Source organism: Prevotella sp. (assembly GCF_051059605.1).
Classification (GTDB): domain Bacteria; phylum Bacteroidota; class Bacteroidia; order Bacteroidales; family Bacteroidaceae; genus Prevotella.
In genome coordinates this window covers 1,395,322-1,414,160 of the sequence record NZ_CP050883.1, presented here as the reverse complement: position 1 = coordinate 1,414,160, position 18,839 = coordinate 1,395,322, and the positions used below count along the sequence as shown (strand labels likewise).

General features: G+C 36.1%; 16 protein-coding genes. 7 read left to right on the top strand and 9 right to left on the bottom strand.

Features of this window, described 5'->3' with window-relative positions; genetic code table 11:
• Position 1: 1 nt before the first annotated feature.
• Genes HEQ28_RS05840 through HEQ28_RS05830 form a run of 3 tightly spaced genes read right to left on the bottom strand, consistent with a single transcriptional unit; the run spans position 2 to position 2,491 of the window.
• Positions 2 to 511: a metallophosphoesterase family protein gene (locus HEQ28_RS05840; RefSeq protein WP_434504210.1), complete on the bottom strand. Its 510-nt coding sequence runs from the start codon at positions 509 to 511 to the stop codon at positions 2 to 4.
• Positions 508 to 1,131: a cytidylate kinase-like family protein gene (locus HEQ28_RS05835; RefSeq protein ID WP_434504209.1), complete on the bottom strand. Its 624-nt coding sequence runs from the start codon at positions 1,129 to 1,131 to the stop codon at positions 508 to 510. Before HEQ28_RS05835 ends, HEQ28_RS05840 begins: the two co-directional genes overlap by 4 nt.
• The gene (locus tag HEQ28_RS05830) at positions 1,106 to 2,491 is read right to left on the bottom strand and encodes an MATE family efflux transporter (protein ID WP_434504208.1); all 1,386 of its coding nucleotides are present in this window, start codon (positions 2,489 to 2,491) and stop codon (positions 1,106 to 1,108) included. The genes HEQ28_RS05835 and HEQ28_RS05830 overlap by 26 nt, the downstream gene beginning before the upstream one ends.
• A gap of 131 nt (positions 2,492 to 2,622) precedes the next feature.
• Between HEQ28_RS05830 and HEQ28_RS05825 the strand changes: the two genes are divergently transcribed.
• The 7 genes from HEQ28_RS05825 to HEQ28_RS05795 all read left to right on the top strand — a co-directional run bounded on the left by HEQ28_RS05825 (position 2,623) and on the right by HEQ28_RS05795 (position 9,601).
• Positions 2,623 to 4,026 carry a S8 family peptidase gene (locus tag HEQ28_RS05825; RefSeq protein ID WP_434504207.1) on the top strand — a complete coding sequence of 468 codons (1,404 nt, stop codon included), beginning with the start codon at positions 2,623 to 2,625 and terminating at the stop codon, positions 4,024 to 4,026.
• On the top strand, positions 4,023 to 5,315 hold the full coding sequence (gene xseA / locus HEQ28_RS05820; RefSeq protein ID WP_434504206.1) for an exodeoxyribonuclease VII large subunit: 1,293 nt from the start codon (positions 4,023 to 4,025) through the stop codon (positions 5,313 to 5,315). Before HEQ28_RS05825 ends, xseA begins: the two co-directional genes overlap by 4 nt.
• A gap of 4 nt (positions 5,316 to 5,319) precedes the next feature.
• Complete coding sequence (gene xseB / locus HEQ28_RS05815) at positions 5,320 to 5,520, top strand: exodeoxyribonuclease VII small subunit (protein ID WP_301411324.1); 201 nt, start codon at positions 5,320 to 5,322, stop codon at positions 5,518 to 5,520.
• A 98-nt stretch (positions 5,521 to 5,618) separates the two neighbouring features.
• On the top strand, positions 5,619 to 6,635 hold the full coding sequence (locus tag HEQ28_RS05810; protein ID WP_434504205.1) for a branched-chain amino acid aminotransferase: 1,017 nt from the start codon (positions 5,619 to 5,621) through the stop codon (positions 6,633 to 6,635).
• Positions 6,636 to 6,657: 22 nt separating this feature from the next.
• Positions 6,658 to 7,302: a DUF975 family protein gene (locus HEQ28_RS05805; protein ID WP_434504204.1), complete on the top strand. Its 645-nt coding sequence runs from the start codon at positions 6,658 to 6,660 to the stop codon at positions 7,300 to 7,302.
• A gap of 86 nt (positions 7,303 to 7,388) precedes the next feature.
• Positions 7,389 to 8,156, top strand: coding sequence for a tRNA (guanosine(46)-N7)-methyltransferase TrmB (trmB, locus tag HEQ28_RS05800; protein ID WP_434504203.1), 768 nt, complete (start codon positions 7,389 to 7,391; stop codon positions 8,154 to 8,156).
• 341 nt (positions 8,157 to 8,497) lie between these two features.
• Complete coding sequence (locus HEQ28_RS05795; protein WP_434504202.1) at positions 8,498 to 9,601, top strand: Mrp/NBP35 family ATP-binding protein; 1,104 nt, start codon at positions 8,498 to 8,500, stop codon at positions 9,599 to 9,601.
• A gap of 69 nt (positions 9,602 to 9,670) precedes the next feature.
• Here HEQ28_RS05795 and HEQ28_RS05790 read toward each other — a convergent pair whose 3' ends face one another.
• From HEQ28_RS05790 to ftsZ, 6 genes are all read right to left on the bottom strand, one after another.
• On the bottom strand, positions 9,671 to 10,945 hold the full coding sequence (locus tag HEQ28_RS05790; protein ID WP_434504201.1) for an ABC transporter permease: 1,275 nt from the start codon (positions 10,943 to 10,945) through the stop codon (positions 9,671 to 9,673).
• Positions 10,945 to 12,114, bottom strand: coding sequence for an ABC transporter permease (locus HEQ28_RS05785; RefSeq protein ID WP_434504200.1), 1,170 nt, complete (start codon positions 12,112 to 12,114; stop codon positions 10,945 to 10,947). Before HEQ28_RS05785 ends, HEQ28_RS05790 begins: the two co-directional genes overlap by 1 nt.
• Positions 12,115 to 13,098 carry an HlyD family secretion protein gene (locus tag HEQ28_RS05780; RefSeq protein ID WP_434504199.1) on the bottom strand — a complete coding sequence of 328 codons (984 nt, stop codon included), beginning with the start codon at positions 13,096 to 13,098 and terminating at the stop codon, positions 12,115 to 12,117.
• A gap of 28 nt (positions 13,099 to 13,126) precedes the next feature.
• A complete protein-coding gene (locus tag HEQ28_RS05775; RefSeq protein WP_434504198.1) occupies positions 13,127 to 14,626 on the bottom strand; it encodes a TolC family protein in 1,500 nt (499 codons plus the stop codon).
• The gene (locus tag HEQ28_RS05770) at positions 14,627 to 15,499 is read right to left on the bottom strand and encodes a hypothetical protein (RefSeq protein ID WP_434504197.1); all 873 of its coding nucleotides are present in this window, start codon (positions 15,497 to 15,499) and stop codon (positions 14,627 to 14,629) included.
• A gap of 228 nt (positions 15,500 to 15,727) precedes the next feature.
• Entirely contained in the window at positions 15,728 to 17,152 is a 1,425-nt protein-coding gene (gene ftsZ, locus HEQ28_RS05765; RefSeq protein WP_434504196.1) for a cell division protein FtsZ, read from the bottom strand.
• Positions 17,153 to 18,839 lie beyond the last annotated feature (1,687 nt).

Here is an 18,839-nt window from a genome sequence, read left to right as displayed (position 1 = left end):
TTTATAGTTGTGATTTATTTGTTCCTAATGTAATAACTTCGCAATCAGTGAATTTATTGCCTTCGATTGTGAGTCTTATTATTGTTCTTTCTTTCTGCCATCCCATGTGTCCGGCTGCACCTGGGTTTATATGCAGAAGATTTAATGATTTGTCGGGCATTACTTTCAAAATGTGTGAATGTCCAGAAATAAATAGGTTGGGTGGTGATGCGAATATCATATTCCTTACAGAAATGTCATATTTCCCAGGATAACCGCCAATGTGTTTCATCATTACATCTACATCCTCGCATTTAAATCTTAGTATTTCGGGGTATCTTGCACGTATGTCATACCCGTCGCAATTACCATAGACTGCTCTGAATAAAGGTTTCATTTTCTCAAATTTATCAGTAACCTCAATAGAGCCAATGTCTCCTGCGTGCCAAATCTCGTCGCATTCTCCTAGATAGGTCTCGTATTTCTCATCCCAAAAGGCGTGAGTGTCACTGATTATTCCTATTTTCTTCATAATTGAAACCGCTTTCTAATTAATTCGGCAATGAAGGTCTCGGTATCTTCAATACCAAGCATGGTGGTGTTGATACATAAGTCGTAGCTTTCACTATGTCCCCACTGTTTACCTGTATAATAGTTATAGTATGAAGCACGTGCCTCTTCCTTGTCTGTGATATATTTTCTTGCTTCGTTAGGGTTCATGTCATGGCGTTTACAAACTCGCTGTATACGTTGGTCAATATCTGCCGTAACAAATATGTTTATAGTATTCTTGAAATCACGCAGAATATAATCAGCTGTCCTTCCCACAAATATACAGTTACCTTTTTCTGCGGCTTTTAATATGGCGTCGCTTTGAAATTTGTAAAGACTTTCCTGTGAAAGGTCGTTTTTGTAGAAATTACTGTCACCAATCAGCGGTACATGTATATTAAGAAGAGATTTGAAAAATCCCTTGTGCTCGTCAGCCTGCTCAAAAAACGTCTCGCTGAATCCACTTTCAAGTGCAGCAAGGTTCAGAAGCTCACGGTCGTAGAAACTACAGTTCAGCTCTTCGGAAAGTTTCTTTGCAATAATTCTTCCTCCACTGCCGATCTGTCTACCGATATTAATTATGATTTTCTTGTCTTCCATGTATCATATTTTTATGTTGGTTTTTAAATTTTTTCATATATGCCATCATCATAAATGCTGCTATTATAGAAGCACAGATATCAGATGTAGGCATTGCATACCAAACTCCATTGAGCCCGTAGATTAACGGTAATATGGCTAGCAATGGTAGAAGTAAAAGTAATTGTCTGGAAAGTGAAAGAAAAATACTGATCTTCACTTTACCTATACTTTGGAAAAAGTTTGTTATCACCATCTGACATCCGATAATAGGGAAAGCCAGAAGGTTAATTCTTATCGCCTTTATTCCAAGTCCTATAAGTGTAGCATCCTTTGTGAATAGCCGTGAACAATAGTAAGGCATGAACATTGCGATCAGCCAACCTGTAGTCATGATTATCGTTGCTACTATAATAGCAAGTTTCACTACGTGCATCATTCTATCAAGTTGTTGCGCTCCATAGTTATATCCCGCTATAGGTTGCATTCCCTGATTTACACCCATAACAAACATAACGAAAATAAAACCAATCTTATTTGATATTCCGTATGCTCCAACGTCAAGATCGTTTCCGTAATGCACAAGTTGCTGGTTAATGAATATGACAACAATACATGCGCATACATTCATTGCGAAAGGAGACACCCCAACTCCAATTATATTCTTAACGATATCTTTTTTTAATCTATATATTCCACGTTTGAAATGGAGTAATTCTTTTTTGTTGCTAAACACTCTTATCTGCCATATCAGTGCTAGAATCTGTGAAATAACAGTTGCGTAAGCCGCTCCCTTTATTCCCCAGTTGAATACCATGATGAAAAAATAATCCAAGATGATATTCATTACCACAGTGAATATTGTTGCTAACATAGCCTGTTTTGGCTTGCTGCCAGCACGCAGTACTGCATTCATACCAAAATACATGTGTGAGAATACGTTTCCCAAAAGAATGACACTCATAAAATCACGTGCATAAGGAATTGTCGTATCACTAGCTCCGAAAAACCTTAATATCGGATCAAGAAAAATAAGACATATAATAGAGAATGATATACCTATTATTAAGTTAAGGGTAATTGTATTTCCTAATATGTTTTCTGCAGTCTTGTAATCTTTCTGACCTAGTTTTACGGATATGAACGTTGATGCTCCAACACCAACAGCAGCTCCGAATGCGCTTGAAAGATTCATGAACGGAAAGGTTATTGCCAAACCTGAAATAGCAAATGGACCTACGCCCTGGCCGATAAAAATGCTGTCTACAATATTGTAGAGTGAAGCAGCGGTCATGGCTACTATAGCTGGAAGAGCATACTGGATAAGTAGTTTACCTATGGGTTTGGTTCCTAACTCTAATGTTGCCTGTTTATTATCCATGATGCAAAAGTACAAAAATTATTTTATTTCTTATTTATAAAATAAAGGTAAATAACTATTTTTGTTGAAATGATTTTCTGTTCTCAATTTAATATATTACTTTTGTGTCTTGAAACCTAAATGAAATATTGATGAACAAATATATTATCCTTATAATTTTAATGGCTTTGCCATCTGTTGTTTGGGGCTCTTTGGGAGTAAACGAAGCTGAAATGGTTTCATATCCTGGAGGTAAATGTTATATTTTTAGGCTTAAACTTACAGACAAGAAAAATACGCCATATAGGCTTGATAAGCCTTCGGATTTTCTATCCCAACGTGCTATTGATAGGCGCAAAAAGCAACATCTGGCGATTGATTCTACAGATTTGCCAATATCTCCTAGTTATTTGTCTACTATAGCAAGATGTGAGAAAATTCAGATTGTTGGTAAAAGCAAATGGAATAACTCTGTTTTAATAAAATGTAATCATCAGAACAATGCATACAAATTATTGAAATTGCCTTTTGTTAGAAATCTAGTACAAGTATTTTCTTCTCCTGATTCAATAAGTAGTTCTATGCGTTCCAGTTTTAAAAAGGAATTTAATCGTTGGGACACGATACCTGATAGTAAATATGGTGTAGCTGTAAATCAGATAACTTCTTTGTCTGGTGACAGACTTCATTCTATGGGATATCGTGGAAAAGGAAAGGTTATTGCCGTACTTGATGCTGGATTTATGAATGTGGATAGAATACCAGCTTTACATCAAATTAAGATAGCTGGTATTGATGATTTCGTGGTACCTAAATCAGAAAATATATTTGCAGAGTCTGATCATGGGACTATGGTCTTGTCTCTTATGGCAACAGACATGCCGGGGACTTTTATCGGCACCGCTCCTGATGCTAGTTATATGCTTCTTAGATGTGAGGATACACGAACAGAGAGTTTGGCTGAAGAGGATTATTGGGCTGAGGCTGTGGAATATGCTGATTCTGCTGGTGTAGATATAATAAATTCATCTTTGGGTTACCATGATTTTGACGATTCTTCAACTAATCATAAATATTACGAAATGGATGGGTTGACGACATTTATTTCACATACTGCATCTATGCTTGCTGATAAGGGAATTGTATTAGTTAATAGTGCTGGAAATGATGGTATGGGGACATGGAAGAAATTAAACTTTCCTGCTGATGCAAGAAATATAATTACTGTTGGATCTATAACTCCAACTGGCGATAATGCCGCTTTCAGTGCAGTGGGACCTACTGCTGATGGAAGAATAAAACCTGATGTTATGGCTTATGGAAGTCCGGCTGTTGTTATTTCTGGACGTGGAACAATAGTAGATGATATGGGTACATCTTTCTCTGCACCGTTAATATCAGGCATGGTAGCTTGTCTATGGCAGGCTTTATCAGATAAAACGGCAAAAGAAATTATAAATATAGTCATTCATAGCGGTAACAATATTCATCCAGATAATGTTTATGGATATGGTGTTCCTGATTTTCAAAAAGCTTATAGTAGCGGAAAACGATGAAAGCACTGTCATTATACGAACTGAACAATTTGGTGAGGGAAACGATTGCAGTTTCTTTGACTGATGAATATTGGGTTGAGGCTGAATTGTCTGAACTGAGAGAGGTGCGTGGACATTGCTATATGGAATTGATCCAAAAAGATTTGTTTAGTAATACCCCTGTTGCTAAGGCTCAGGCAAAATGCTGGAAAAGTAAATGGATTGGTGTGCGTGATAAATTTGAACGTATAGCAGGACAATCTCTTCATGCAGGTTTGAAGGTGATGTTGAAAGTTTATCCTGATTTCCACGAGGCTTACGGATTTTCTTGGATCGTTACTGATGTCAACCCAGAGTTTACGATGGGCGATATGGCGCGTAAGAGATTGGAGATTATCAATAAATTGAAAACAGACGGTGTGTTTGACTTGCAGAAAGATTTGGAATTGCCGATGTTTTCACAGCGTATTGCTGTTGTATCTAGTCCTAATGCTGCCGGATATGGTGATTTCTGTAGTCAATTAGAAAATAATGATTATGGTTTGAAGTTCTATCCTCGTTTGTTTCCAGCCATCATGCAAGGGGAAGGCATAGAAAAGAGTGTTATTTCTGCTCTTGATGATATTTATAAATCTTTGGATGACTTTGATGTTGTTGTTATTATACGTGGTGGTGGAGCTACAAGCGACATGAGTGGCTTTGATACGTTGGCACTTGCTGAGAATGTAGCTAATTTCCCATTGCCAATAATTACAGGAATAGGACATGAACGTGATGAGTCTGTTCTTGATATGGTTTCAAATACGAGAGTAAAGACTCCTACCGCTGCAGCAGCATTGTTAATTGAACATCTTTCTGATGTCTATAATCGTGTAATAGATGCCCAAGAGGAGATAATATCAAGTATAGTACATCGAATGGAGGTAGAAAATATAAGATTGAAAAGGCTTGCTGAGAAGATTCCTATGTTGTTTTCTATATTTAAAAACCAGCAGATTTCCATGCTTGATAAATTGTTTGTGGAAATAGTAAATACAATTACTCAGAAGGTATCAAGATGTACTTATGATATTAGTATTATCTCAAAAAGTCTAGCGCCTGTTGCACAAAAGCGGTTGACAAAAGAAAGTTATCGACTGCAACTTATTCAACAGAAATTGGAAGCTCTTGATCCTACTTTGTTGCTTAAAAGAGGATATAGTATTACTACGTTTAAAGGGCATGTCGTAAAGAATGCTTCTGCTTTAAAAAGTGGTGATGAAGTAGAGACACGACTTGACAAAGGAACTGTAAAATCTATAATAAAATAAATATATGGCTAAGGAAGAATTTAAATATGAAGAGGCTGTGAGACAGCTTGAGAGTATCGTTGAAAAATTGGAAAACGATGAACTCGATATTGATTCAATGAGCGAAAATTTAAAGAAAGCTCAGAAACTCATCAAGCTTTGTAAGGACAAACTTACTAAAACTGATGATGAAATTAATAAGATACTTGAAAAGGATAAGAAATGAAGCTATTCATAAATATTGCGACTAATAGTTGCAAATATTCATTTTTATTCGTACTTTTGCGCTAAGTTATTACGTTGAACATTTAAATTATAGATGTTATGAAGGATCTGGATTGGTCTAATTTGTCTTTTGGCTACGTGCCAACAGACTACAATGTTCGCTGCTATTATCGCAACGGAAAATGGGGCGAGATAGAAGTTTGCTCCGATGAGTATATTAAATTGCACATGGCTTCAACCTGCCTGCATTATGGTCAGGAAGCTTTTGAAGGCTTGAAAGCTTATCGTGGAAAAGACGGTAAGGTGAGAGTCTTCCGTATGGATGAAAATGCAGCTCGTTTACAGAGTACTTGCCGTGGCATTCTTATGCCAGAAGTTCCTACAGAATTATTTGAGGAAATGGTGAAAAAGGTCGTAAGACTTAATCAGGAATTTATTCCTACTTATGAGAGTGGTGCTACTCTTTATGTTCGCCCATTGCTTATTGGTACTAGCGCACAGGTTGGTGTACATCCTTCGACAGAATATTTGTTCACAATATTTGTAACTCCTGTTGGACCTTATTTCAAGGGTGGCTTCTCAACTAATCCTTATGTTATCATTCGTGACTATGATCGTTCTGCTCCTCTTGGTACAGGTGTATATAAAGTTGGTGGTAATTACGCTGCCAGTCTTAAGGCAAATGCACTTGCCCATGAAAAGGGATATGCTTGTGAGTTCTATCTTGATGCAAAGGAAAAGAAGTATATGGATGAATGTGGCGCTGCAAATTTCTTCGGTATTAAGAACAATACTTATGTTACTCCAAAGAGTACATCTATTCTGCCAAGTATCACCAACAAAAGTCTTATGCAACTTGCAGAAGATTTAGGAATGAAGGTTGAGCGTCGTCAGATTCCAGAGGATGAACTTGAAACATTTGAAGAGGCTGGGGCTTGTGGTACAGCTGCTGTAATAAGTCCAATTAGCTATATTGATGATCTTGATAATGGTAAGCGCTATGACTTTGGTGCAGAACCTGGCAAGATATCAAAGAAGCTCTATGATACTCTTCGTGGCATCCAATATGGTGATGTAGAAGACAAGCACGGTTGGGTCTCAATAGTAATTGATTAATTAACAAAATAACAAAAATACTATGGACAATATTTCTGGTTACAAAGACAGAGCGATAGAATCGCTAACTGGTAAATGGGGAAACTCTGCTATTGCTACCCTTATATATATGATAATATTTGGGGGAATACCAATAGCATTCTCTTATGGTGTTACCTTAACACAATCATGTTCGACAATATCAGATCCACTTGGCAATATCATACAGATTGTATTATTACCTATCTTCTGGGGATTTGAAATAATGTTTTTAGAAAACATACGCAAAGGAGATCAAGAACTAGACCTTGGCAAAATGTTTGAAGGATTCAAGGACTATATTCGAATAATGCTAACTAACCTACTTGTAGGAATATATACACTGCTTTGGACGCTATTACTTATCATCCCTGGAATTATAAAGATGTACTCATACAGTATGACCAATTATATCTTATTGGATGACCCTGATTTGAAATACAATTCAGCTATTGAAAAGAGTATGGCAATGATGAAAGGTCATAAAATGGATTTATTCTTACTCGATTTAAGCATGATAGGCTGGCTTATCCTTAGTATAATAACATGTGGAATAGGATTATTATTCCTTACACCATACAATTTAACAGCTCATGCCCACTTCTATGAAGATCTGAAAGCTGAAGAGCAGCAGAATATTGCCGAATAGAACAAATACAACTACATAATAAGATCGTATCCGAAGTACACAAAACTACACGGGTACGACCTTTTTAATTTTATGAATATACATTTATGAGTAAAGGAAAATTAGAAAAGTTTGCGGAGATGGAAACATTCAGAAACGTGTTTCAATACCCGTTTTCTATTATAGACAATGTACCTTTTGATATGAAGGGACATTGGAATCAAGATTTTTTTAAGAATGATAATCCTATAGTATTGGAACTTGGCTGTGGTAAGGGCGAATATACCGTAGAGCTTGCCAAACTGTATCCAAATGTAAACTTTGTTGGTGTAGACATCAAGGGTGCACGTATGTGGACTGGAGCTAAAAAAGCAATAGAAGCCAATCTTGAAAATGTTGCTTTTCTTAGAACTAACATAGAGATTATTGATAGGTTTTTCGATACTGATGAAGTAGAGGAGATATGGCTCACTTTTAGTGATCCTCAGATGAAAAACGCACATAAGCGACTCACTAGTACTTTCTTCATGGACAGATATCGCCGTTTTCTTGTTGATGAAGGTATCATTCATTTAAAAACTGATTCTAATTTCCTATTTACTTATACAAAGTATATGGTTGACGTAAACAAGTTGCCAGTGCTTCTTTGTACGGAAGATCTGTATCATGATGATTTGGATTCAGAGACTCAAAAAATTCTTTCAATTCAAACTTATTACGAAAGTATGTGGATTGAAAGGGGATTGAATATAAAGTATATGAAGTTTAATTTGCCACATGATGGCGAACTAAATGAACCTGATATTGAGATACCTTTGGATGATTACAGAAGCTATCATAGACCAAAGAGAAGTGGCTCAGAAACAGGTAAGTGAAAAAATGCAAAAAGTTTGTTGATTTAAAAATTTAAGTGTACATTTGCAAAGATGTATAGATACAGTGTTTTTTTATAGTATATCACGTATATTTATACATGTTTAAGCAGAATCACGTTATGGATTTATTTCCATATCAAAGATATACTCATCATTAATTGATGAGATTATTTTAATTAGTCGTGTGTGCTTATGCTCGTGAGGGTGTCAGTATACAAAATTTTAAAGTTGAGTTAACTTAATAGTGCATAGTCGTGAGACAATGCACTATTTTTTTTGGCTCTCATTGTGTTTAATCAAAAAATATAATTACTTTTGCATTATAAATAAATTATTAGATTATGACATTATACCCAAAACTAATTACAGATGCCTTAGCGACAGTTGTCTATCCTGGAACGAAAAAGAACCTCGTGGATAGTGACATGGTTGCTATGGATAATGTGCATATTGATGGAATGAAGGTTGCCGTCACACTAATTTTCCCTCGTGACACAGATCCATTTCTCAAATCTACAGTAAAGGCGGCTGAGGCTGCTATTCATTATCATATTGATAAGAATGTTGAGGTTACTATCGAAACTGAATTTAAATCAGCTCCACGTCCAGAGGTGGGTAAACTTCTACCGCAGGTAAAGAATATTATTGCAGTAAGTTCTGGTAAAGGTGGAGTAGGTAAGAGTACTGTCTCTGCTAATCTTGCCATAGCTTTGGCTCGCTTAGGATATAAGGTAGGACTTCTTGATACTGATATATTCGGTCCTTCAATGCCTAAAATGTTTGGCGTTGAGGATGCTCGCCCTTCTGGCGTAAATAAGGATGGTAGACAACTAATAGAGCCGATAGAAAAATATGGTGTAAAACTATTAAGTATAGGCTTTTTCGTAAATCCGGATACTGCGACTTTATGGCGTGGAGGTATGGCAACATCTGCTTTGAAGCAACTTATTGCTGATGCTGATTGGGGAGATTTGGATTATTTTATACTTGATACCCCTCCTGGTACAAGTGATATACATCTTACATTACTGCAAACCCTTTCTATTACAGGTGCGGTTATCGTCAGTACTCCTCAGAAAGTGGCTCTTGCTGATGCACGTAAAGGTATTGATATGTATAGCAACGATAAGGTTAATGTACCTATTCTTGGGCTTGTTGAAAATATGGCTTATTTCACTCCTGCCGAATTACCAAATAATAAGTATTATATCTTTGGACAGGACGGAGCAAAGAACTTAGCTAATGAACTAGGTGTAGCTTTGTTGGCTCAGATTCCTATTGTTCAGAGTATTTGTGAGAGTGGTGATGCCGGTGAACCTGCAGCAACTAAAGTTGACACAATTACAGGTCAGGCTTTCTTGAGCTTGGCACAGTCTGTTATTACAGTTGTCAATCGTAGAAACAAGGAACAGGCTCCTACAGAAATAGTAAAGATGAAAGACTGATTGGTTACTTATTAAATAAATAAAATAGGTGGAGAATTTATTAGTTCTCCACCTATTTTTATAATATGTTTATTCTTCAGTCTTTTTGTTTTTTTTCTTTGCTTCAATAGCTTTCTTCTTTAGATTCTCAATCTTATCATAAGCATGTTTTCGCGTATTACTAATCTGGAATCTATATACAGCACATGTAAGGAATAAGTATACTATAGTTTGTATCCACAAAGCTGTTACTTCTGGCTGTATATCGGATAAAGTTCCGCCCATACTACTTATTCTTAGGAATCCTCTAATTCCGAATGTAGATGGGAATATATAGCTAATAGCTTGCCATACACCCGGTATATCTGCTTGTGGCCATGAAATACCTGACATGAATAATAGTGGCACTGATGTAAATATTACCAGTAGCATTACGTTCTCTCTATATCTAACTAAACATGACAATGCCATTCCAAAGAATATAACAGCTGAAAGAAATGGAACCATAAGCCCTAGTAAATCTATTCCAGATGCAAGCATTGTGTAATTGAAAAATCGTGGAACGCACATTGTTATATATGCGGCCATTATACTATAAATCATAAAATAGCACATAGATTTACCAAGTACTATTCTGAATATTCCGATATAGTGTCGACTTATAGGCACAAGATCTTTATATCTGTTACTTTCACGTGCTGTTCCTGCACCAAGACCAATTCCCAACATTAATGTTTGTTGTAGAATAAGTATAAGCACTCCTGGTATTATAGCATTTCCATATCCTCCAGTGGAATTAAATATAGGAACTTCAACAAAGTCAAGTGGCTTTGTTGTTATTTCATCATCCCTATTGGTATAGTCTTTGGATTTACTTATTTGGATATTACTGTTGATTTTTCCGGCAACAGTTTGAGCTGTTTGGTATATAGCTTTATAAGTAAGCATAAGACTCATATCGCAGTATAAACTCATATGCGCTTGTTCTGAACGAAACAGTTTTGTGGCAAAATCTTTTGGGAAATACAATACACCATGTACTTTCTGCTTACCTATTAGATCTTTTGCCTCTTCTATACTGTTACAGTAATATGCGACCTTTGTGTCAGGGCTTGCGTCTACTTCACGAATAAATTCACGGCTTGTCTGGCTGTGTGATTGGTCTACTATGGCTACAGGAACCTCTCTAACTACTTCATTATTGTATATCCATGAGTAGAGTAGAGGGTATCCTAGTGGTACAAGTATAAAGAAAATGAGCACACCTTCATCAGTAATGGTTGAGCGCATTTCTTTAGCCCAGATATAACACATATCTCTGAGACCATTTAGTATCTTGTTTAATAATCCTTCGTTCTTCTCCATTATGGTATATATACATAAAGTAGCATAGCCCTTTTGATGTTTCCCATCACGAATATCGGCAGTAATGCGAATAGTATAAGGGCTGATATACTGAACCATGCGTCCATCAGTGGGTAACCGTTAAAAATGTTGATTTGATATATCATGTAATAGTGGCGCAGCGGAAACAAATTTGTCAATTCCTGTATGATAGGATTCATTGAAAAAGCCGGATATGTTGCTCCACTTGTAGAGAAACTTACCACAGCCCATAGTGAGCAGATACTCATTGACATTCTAAGAGATGGCATGAGGCCGAATGCAAAAACACCGAATCCTTGTGCAGATACTACTGCAAGAAAACCAAGTAGTAGCATTGTAAATACACCACCTGGATGTGGAAATCCTAATATGTAATAAATATAAAATTCAAAAATATAGAATATTGTAAGAAATATCATAAATTGTGGGAGTAGCTTACCGGTAATAGCTATCCAAGGATTGTTACCCGCCATTGCAAACCATTCCTTTGAACGTTTGAATTTAAGTTCTGTACCTATAGAATAAGGTGTTAGTAGAAATATGAATAGCATTAATATTCCTGGAACCATTACTGTACTTAGATAAACATTGTAATTTGACCATGGATTCCCGATCATGTGCAAATCTATTGCTATAGGTTGCAGAAATGTCTTAATTTCATCATCTGTCTTTCCAAATGAACTAAGTTTTGTTTTGCCAACAGACGCTGAACCTAGAGATGATATGGTCTTCAAATCACGAAATAACATAGATCCGGCAACTAGTGTCACATTGCTATAATAGAAAGATATCTTAGGTTGACTTGATGTCATCAGTCCATCAGTTGTTCCTCTTGGTATATATAGAAAAGCATATATTTTGTTTTCCTGTATTGCTTGTCTTGCCTCATTTACGTTATTATATTCAGCAACTACTTTAGTAGTCTGAAAGGCATCAAGGTGCCTTATCATCGAACGGGTAGTGGCAGTGTTGTCAAGGTCTACAACTCCTACTGGCATATCAGTGGGTAGACCGTTGTTCATTAACGACGTAAAAAAAGAAATAACAAGTATAGGGAATATAACCATGCAAAATCCATATATAGGATTTCTCATGAGTATTCCGCATTCGCGAATTGCTATATTATATATCTGTTTAAAAAAATGCATTTATTTCTTTATCAAACTCATTCCAGGGCGTAGACCATCTAATTTATCAATTGGGTGTGCCTTAACTTCAAAAGTCTTCAAATCGTATTGACCAGTAGTCTTAGTTGCCTTCCAAACGGCATAGCTCCCTTGATCCTTTATATAATATACTTTCATTCTGATGTCTTTGTTGAAGGCTGGTATGAATGCAGTAAATGTATCACCTATCTTCATGCCTTTCAATTGGTCCTCGCGTATGTTGAAAGTACCCCACTTATCGCTCATGATAGAAATGCTCATGATAGGAGAACCCATACCTACAAGTTCTCCAACCTTTGGGTATACATCGCTAACTTCACCTTCTACCTGTGCAATCTGTACTGTTTCCTTTAGTAGTGAACTTACTACGTCTACAGTGCTCTGTGCAGCTTTGGCATTATTTGCTGCTATACGTTTTTCTTGTTCACGTGCGCCATTGCGAGCAAGTTCATATTGACTTTGCGCAGCCTTAACCTGAGCTTCTGTAGCTTTATAGGCAGCAAAAGCCTCGTCACGTTTCTGACCACTCATAACTCCCTCATCATAAAGATGTTGCATACGAGTATATGATTTCTTCGCAATATCCTCTGCTGCTTTTGCCTGCTGTACCAGCTCATAGGCTCCTTGTATTTGTTCTTTGCGTGCGCCTGCATCAGTAAGGTCTTGCAATGCTTTAGCTGCATTTCCTGTAGCCTGTGCTACCTTCTTCTGTGCGTCAATTTCTGGAATTTCAAGTATTGCAAGTGTGTCGCCTACATGTACATAGTCTCCCTCTTTTACTCTTAATTCCACAATTCGACCAGGAAGTTTACATGAAACTCTGTATTCAGAAACTTCAACTTCTCCCTGAATGGTTTCATCTTGCTTCCCAAGAGTAAAGAAACCGATTAATCCTACAACCACGACTACAAGAGTAAATCCCAATACTGCTAGTAGAATGTTGTTATGCTGTGATTTTGCTGACATGATTATTATATTTCTATTTTCAACAATTTTAATATCTTAATACTCCAAGAGCCTTCTGGAGGTTTACAAGGGATAATTTCACTTCGACCTCAGCGTCTATTTTCTGACTTTGAGCCTGTTGCCATGCTGTCTGTGCTGTCATTACGTCTGTTGTCTCCATTATACCTTCTTTAAATCCAAGATTTGCACAACGTAGGTTTTCCTCTGCACTTTTTATATTTTTACGTGCCATATTAAGTTTCTTGTGTGCTTCCTTTACTTTAAATTGGCTCTGTGTTATCTGTAAGTCTATTTTTTCTTTAGTATCGCATAATTCCATTTGGGCCATGCATGTAGCTGCTTTTGAAGCTCTTATTTTATATGAACTTTCAAACCAATTCCATACAGGTACTTGTACAATTACGCCAACATTCCACGTTCCTGCGAATTTTCTTTCAAAACTATTATATACATTCGGATTACTAACAAGGTACCCTCCTGTCAGAAGAACATGTGGTAAATATGCAGCTCTAACAAGCCTTGTTGCTTGTTCGCTTATTTCTATGCTATTTTGTAACATACGTAGCTCTGGACGGTTGTTGCTAGCTGCATCTTTGTCTGCTACATTGTCTGTTTGTTGTGACATGTCTATGTTTAGACTATCACTGTTTTCGTCGGCAAGAGTTATATTATCACTCATTGGTATGCCACAGAGTTGGCAAAGCATCATCTTGGATAATGTCAGTCCATCCTCAACTTGTGTAACTTGCATTTCTGCTTCGTTTTCTTTCACGTTAACTCTCAGTCCATCGGCATTTGTAGCTACACCTTCCTTTATCATTTTTTGAACATCACTATTCAATTTTTTTACTAAATTGAGATAACTGTTTGCTAGCAACTGTTTTTGTTTTAGTGAAACAACCAACCAATAGGCTTGGTCAATGTTATATAATGTAGACTGGGTCTTATAGTCTGCATCATTTTCTGCAAGACTTTCGTTAATCTTCGCTATATTATTGATTGCAGTTATGGCACCACCCATATAAATAGGTTGGCGTACCATTATTGCTCCTCCCCAAATATTATGAGTGTCTGTTTCTAATGATTTTACTATTGAATTGCCTATCTGGTTGCCTGCAGCAGCCATTGGCGTGCCTAGTTGTCCCATGACACCGCTTATTTGCTGTGCTACACTTGCTGGAATAACACCTTGTTGTACAAGTCCTGTAACCATGCTTGACAAACTACCGCCTGCTAATGTGGCTGTACTAGTACCTAAATTGTTCAGTTGGTTCTTTTCATCTTTACTTAGCAGAGATATGGATTCACTAAAATATTCATAACCACCAGCAGCATCAACTTTTGGAAGATACTTTGTTTTGGCAGCTTTTCTTATATTCATAGCCATATCCTGTTTTAGCTTAGAAATATTTATCTGTTTGTTGTTGTGCAATGCTAATACACGACAACTGTCAAGGCTCAATGTTCTTTGAGCCTCGGCAGACATAAATGCGCCAAAAAATATGAATAATGATATTATCTTCTTCATTTATTTAAATGTAAAGCTTCTTGAACCAATCATATTACCGTCAGCAAATATGCTTACGTTGTATGTTCCTTCTACTAAAGCTTGTGATACGTTCCAATACATAGTTACTGGAGTTTCCTGACCACCGTATTCGATAGTCTTCTGCATTGAACTTTCTAAGCTTCTATTCTCATACCTAAAAGAATCTGAACCTCCTAGTAGAGTTCCTGTAGGTGATGTTATTCTTACATAAATAGTTTTATTTCCATTGGCAGCAGTCACGTTCTTTGCTATGCTGAAGCTAAGTTGGAATGCTGTTGCCTTTTTCAATTTATTGGTATTTTTCCCATTCTTGTTTCTTGCAGACATGTTAATACCGATAGCATCTAACTGCGAGGCCATTGCTACTTTCTCAGACAATGAGGCTCTTTCTGTATTAAGTCCGGCAATTTGTTTTGTTGCTTCTTCGTATTGTCCTTTTATGTGATAGTTCTCGTCTGATAGGTTCTTGTTCAAGCGATTTAAGGAATCTATTTCTAATACGTAGCTGCGCAATACTTTTCTTACGGTTGCCAATTCTTTTTTAAGGCGTGTAATTTCTACTGCGTCGGTGCTTTTTACATGTTTAAGTTCTTGAAGCAGTCTTTGCGTGCGTTCTTGCTCTGTTGTAATTTGTGCAACGATAGAATCATTGTTTATCTGAGTTTTCATTTCGCTATACTGATTGGCGAATTGCTGATACTCGTTTTCCATCTCTTTCTTGTCAAGCTCTGCCAATTCCTGCATAGCTTTATTCTCTTGTTTTTGTGATTTTAGATTCACAGACAGGTAAATAATACCGCTGATGAGTAGAATACCTACAATAATAAGGGGAATTAAAATTTTCTTATTCATAATTATATTTATTTTCCTTATATTTAAAACAACGCAAATTTACCGTTTTTATCTTAAATGGCAAAGACTTTTTAAACATCAAACACCTATAAACTTAATTTTTAGCATTTTTACGGAAAAAATGAACAATATTAAAATTATTTTCACAGTTATATGTTATAGCTATATAATCAGATTATCCGCTGTTTGTTTATTTTGTACAGTATTATTAAGTTGGTTAAACTTTGTTTATTCCGGATCTTGTGTCAGTTCTGTTATTTTGCCCATGAGAAACTTAGCTTTGTCAAGCAAAGAAGCTTTGTGATGATTGAAATTCGGTACCTCAGAGACATTCATATTATTATCCGACATTTTTTTTCTAGGTTCATCCGGAATTTTGCTTGTTGTATTATCTTCAGCAGAAATTTTGAATGTTATAGAATTATTTTCTTCTGGTTCTTCTTCTTCAACTTTATCTTCAGATAGTTCGTTTTCATCATAATTTTGTTGTACATCATGAAAGTCTTCTGGTTCATCTTCAACAGTTGTTGCTGGAGTGAATTCATTTTCATTTTTAAAACCAAAATCAAATATCTTTCTCTTGTAAGGTTTGTATAGTTTTTCTATCAATGATTCAAAATAGTAATCATTTGTAGAATCAATAAGATCGTCCTCTCCATCGTCTTCAAAGCCTGTGGCAAGGATTGTCACTTTAGCATTTTTGCCAAGAGTATTATCGTTACTAACACCCCATATAACGTCAATGTTTGGATCTAATGCATCCATGAACTGGTCTATTTCGTTCATTTCGCTAACCAGAAGTGGATAGTCCTTGCTTGTATATATATTAAGCAATATTCGTTTTGCTTTGTCAATTTCGTTTCCATATATAAGTGGGGAGTCCAATGCGTCAACAACAGATTTTTCCACACGATGTTCACCTTCTCCCTGCCCCATAGCCATTATTGCACCACCACCTCCTCGAAGAGTTGATTCTACATCACAGAAGTCTAGGTTTATGTCTCCTTGAACAGTTATGAGTTCAGATATTGATTTCGTGGCATCGCTAAGTATCTGGTCGGCTCGTTTGAAAGCATCTTTCACGGCAACTTCTTCATTAGAGAATATGTCGCATATTCTTTCATTATTTATAATTAGCAAGGCATCAACATTTTTGCGCATTTCTTCAACGCCGTGCAGTGCCTTTATTATTTTTTTTCTCTTTTCAAAATAGAATGGGATAGTGACGATTCCGATAGTGAGTATTCCCATTTTTTTTGCTTCACCTGCTATAATTGGGGCAGCACCAGTTCCTGTGCCTCCACCCATTCCGGCCGTTATGAATGCCATTTTCGTGCCGTCATCAAGTAGTTGGTGAATTTGTTCTATACTCGACATAGCTGCGTCTTTGCCTATTTCTGGATTAGCGCCGGCGCCAAGTCCTGTGTCGCCAAGTGGAAGTTTCACTGTGACAGGTGATTTTTGCAAAGATTGACTATCGGTATTAAGTACAGCGAAAGTAACGTTTACGATACCCTCACGATACATATTGTTGACAGCGTTGCATCCTCCTCCGCCAACTCCAATAACTTTTATGATTCCTTTCGACTTGTCTTCTACTGGTCCAAAGTCAACTAAAGGTTGTTTATCGTTTTTCTCTTCAAAATCCTCCATATCTCATTTCTAAGTGTAAAGTTAATGTAAGCGTGGGCATAAATATCAAGCATGTTTGGATATTATCCCGATTTGAGCCTATTTTATGCAAAGATACTGTAAGCCGAACACAATACAAAATAAAAAGGACTTTTTTTATCTCAACATAATTTTCCAATATTCACTTGTTTGGTAGTTAATATAAGTATTTCAACAATAAAGTTAATACGATTATTTGGATTAAAAAAGTCATATCTCTTTAGGTTTATTCGAAAAATGGTTCGACCACTTTTTGGTGTATTTGCTTGCTATATATCTTGAGAGGGTAGAGTAAACTCTCAAGCTTTTGTATATTTGTCGCAGTATTACTAATTATGCAGAGAAGAAATAAAATGTATGTTAGCGCCCTCTACTAGAAAAAGTTTTTTTAATGTCACTAATGTCATAATGTCACAAACCCTTTGTCTATCGGGCTTCAGCCAGTGACATTAAGTGACATTATCAAGGTAAAAGTGACATTAAACGGCAAATCATACTTGTTTTTAGCGTTTTTTTCGCAATTATGCTATTTACATAATACATGTTTGTGCTGATGAAGTTTTATCGAACATATACGCAGGCTTCCTGAATAGTATGAATAATTCAAAATCTTCTCCATACATATATGTAAACATCTAAGAATGAATTTGAAGGATGCAAATAAATATAGAAACAGAGTGCATAAACGATTACCTAAATTTTCACAGCTTTTGGGTAATCCGATTACACCGACACGTGTGTAACTCGATTACCTCAGCACGTGTGTAATCCGATTACCCAACGTAGGTAATCGGGTTACACAACGTGAACAACTCAATTACCCACGTTAGGTAATTGAATTGCCTAACGTGAAAAAGGGTATTATTCAGTGCAGGTAAACAAATGATTATCAATAAGACTACAAGAATAGAATTGATGGCAATTACCACTATTATTACAATTGGGTTTTGAGAGAAACCCCAAATATTTTATGAAGTATAATGCACATAATGACAAGTATAGACCATCATAAACGAAAAAGTGTCTATACATGCATAGTATATTTGCCAAAAAATCGCCAAAAACAGGTGTGATTTGCCGTTTAATGTCACTTTTACCTCGATAATGTCACTTAATGTCACTCGCTCAGCCCTTATAAACAAAGGGTTTGTGACATTATGACATTAGTGGCATTAAAAAAACTTTTTCTGGTAGAGTGTCTTTTTATGAAGCATATCATCCCCGAAATGGGCGAATAATCCTCAAAAAGGTTTTTATAACTTTAGATGGGAGTATTATTGTTCATCCGATTGATCAGATGAACAATATATTATCAATATATAGTTTAATCAATCAATTTATTAGATGAATTTTATTTTTTGACTATCGGAATGCTTATATATAATAAGGTGTAGATTAGATTCTGTAACTGAATTATCTTAGTTGGCGATTCCACGATCTGTTTATCTTTATTATGAACGATGTTTATTTTTGAGTTAAGCGTTTGCAATAGTGAAATAGCTTTTATGGCTCAAATTAGTGAATTATAGAGTGAATTGATCTAAAATAAGGTGCTGTATGTAAATTAAACGGAAAAAATCAAATAAAAAACAAACTTTTTCGTTAAAACATTTGTGAGTATGGAAAATTTGCTATACTTTTGCAATCGCTTTCGCCTCAAAACGAACAG

Excerpts from the sequence above, each read along its gene's own strand:
- HEQ28_RS05840 (WP_434504210.1), bottom strand. The coding sequence starts at position 511 with ATGAAGAAAATAGGAATAATCAGTGACACTCACGCCTTTTGGGATGAG.
- HEQ28_RS05835 (WP_434504209.1), bottom strand. The coding sequence starts at position 1,131 with ATGGAAGACAAGAAAATCATAATTAATATCGGTAGACAGATCGGCAGT.
- HEQ28_RS05830 (WP_434504208.1), bottom strand. The coding sequence starts at position 2,491 with ATGGATAATAAACAGGCAACATTAGAGTTAGGAACCAAACCCATAGGT.
- HEQ28_RS05825 (WP_434504207.1), top strand. The coding sequence starts at position 2,623 with ATGAACAAATATATTATCCTTATAATTTTAATGGCTTTGCCATCTGTT.
- xseA (WP_434504206.1), top strand. The coding sequence starts at position 4,023 with ATGAAAGCACTGTCATTATACGAACTGAACAATTTGGTGAGGGAAACG.
- xseB (WP_301411324.1), top strand. The coding sequence starts at position 5,320 with ATGGCTAAGGAAGAATTTAAATATGAAGAGGCTGTGAGACAGCTTGAG.
- HEQ28_RS05810 (WP_434504205.1), top strand. The coding sequence starts at position 5,619 with ATGAAGGATCTGGATTGGTCTAATTTGTCTTTTGGCTACGTGCCAACA.
- HEQ28_RS05805 (WP_434504204.1), top strand. The coding sequence starts at position 6,658 with ATGGACAATATTTCTGGTTACAAAGACAGAGCGATAGAATCGCTAACT.
- trmB (WP_434504203.1), top strand. The coding sequence starts at position 7,389 with ATGAGTAAAGGAAAATTAGAAAAGTTTGCGGAGATGGAAACATTCAGA.
- HEQ28_RS05795 (WP_434504202.1), top strand. The coding sequence starts at position 8,498 with ATGACATTATACCCAAAACTAATTACAGATGCCTTAGCGACAGTTGTC.
- HEQ28_RS05790 (WP_434504201.1), bottom strand. The coding sequence starts at position 10,945 with ATGGAGAAGAACGAAGGATTATTAAACAAGATACTAAATGGTCTCAGA.
- HEQ28_RS05785 (WP_434504200.1), bottom strand. The coding sequence starts at position 12,114 with ATGCATTTTTTTAAACAGATATATAATATAGCAATTCGCGAATGCGGA.
- HEQ28_RS05780 (WP_434504199.1), bottom strand. The coding sequence starts at position 13,098 with ATGTCAGCAAAATCACAGCATAACAACATTCTACTAGCAGTATTGGGA.
- HEQ28_RS05775 (WP_434504198.1), bottom strand. The coding sequence starts at position 14,626 with ATGAAGAAGATAATATCATTATTCATATTTTTTGGCGCATTTATGTCT.
- HEQ28_RS05770 (WP_434504197.1), bottom strand. The coding sequence starts at position 15,499 with ATGAATAAGAAAATTTTAATTCCCCTTATTATTGTAGGTATTCTACTC.
- ftsZ (WP_434504196.1), bottom strand. The coding sequence starts at position 17,152 with ATGGAGGATTTTGAAGAGAAAAACGATAAACAACCTTTAGTTGACTTT.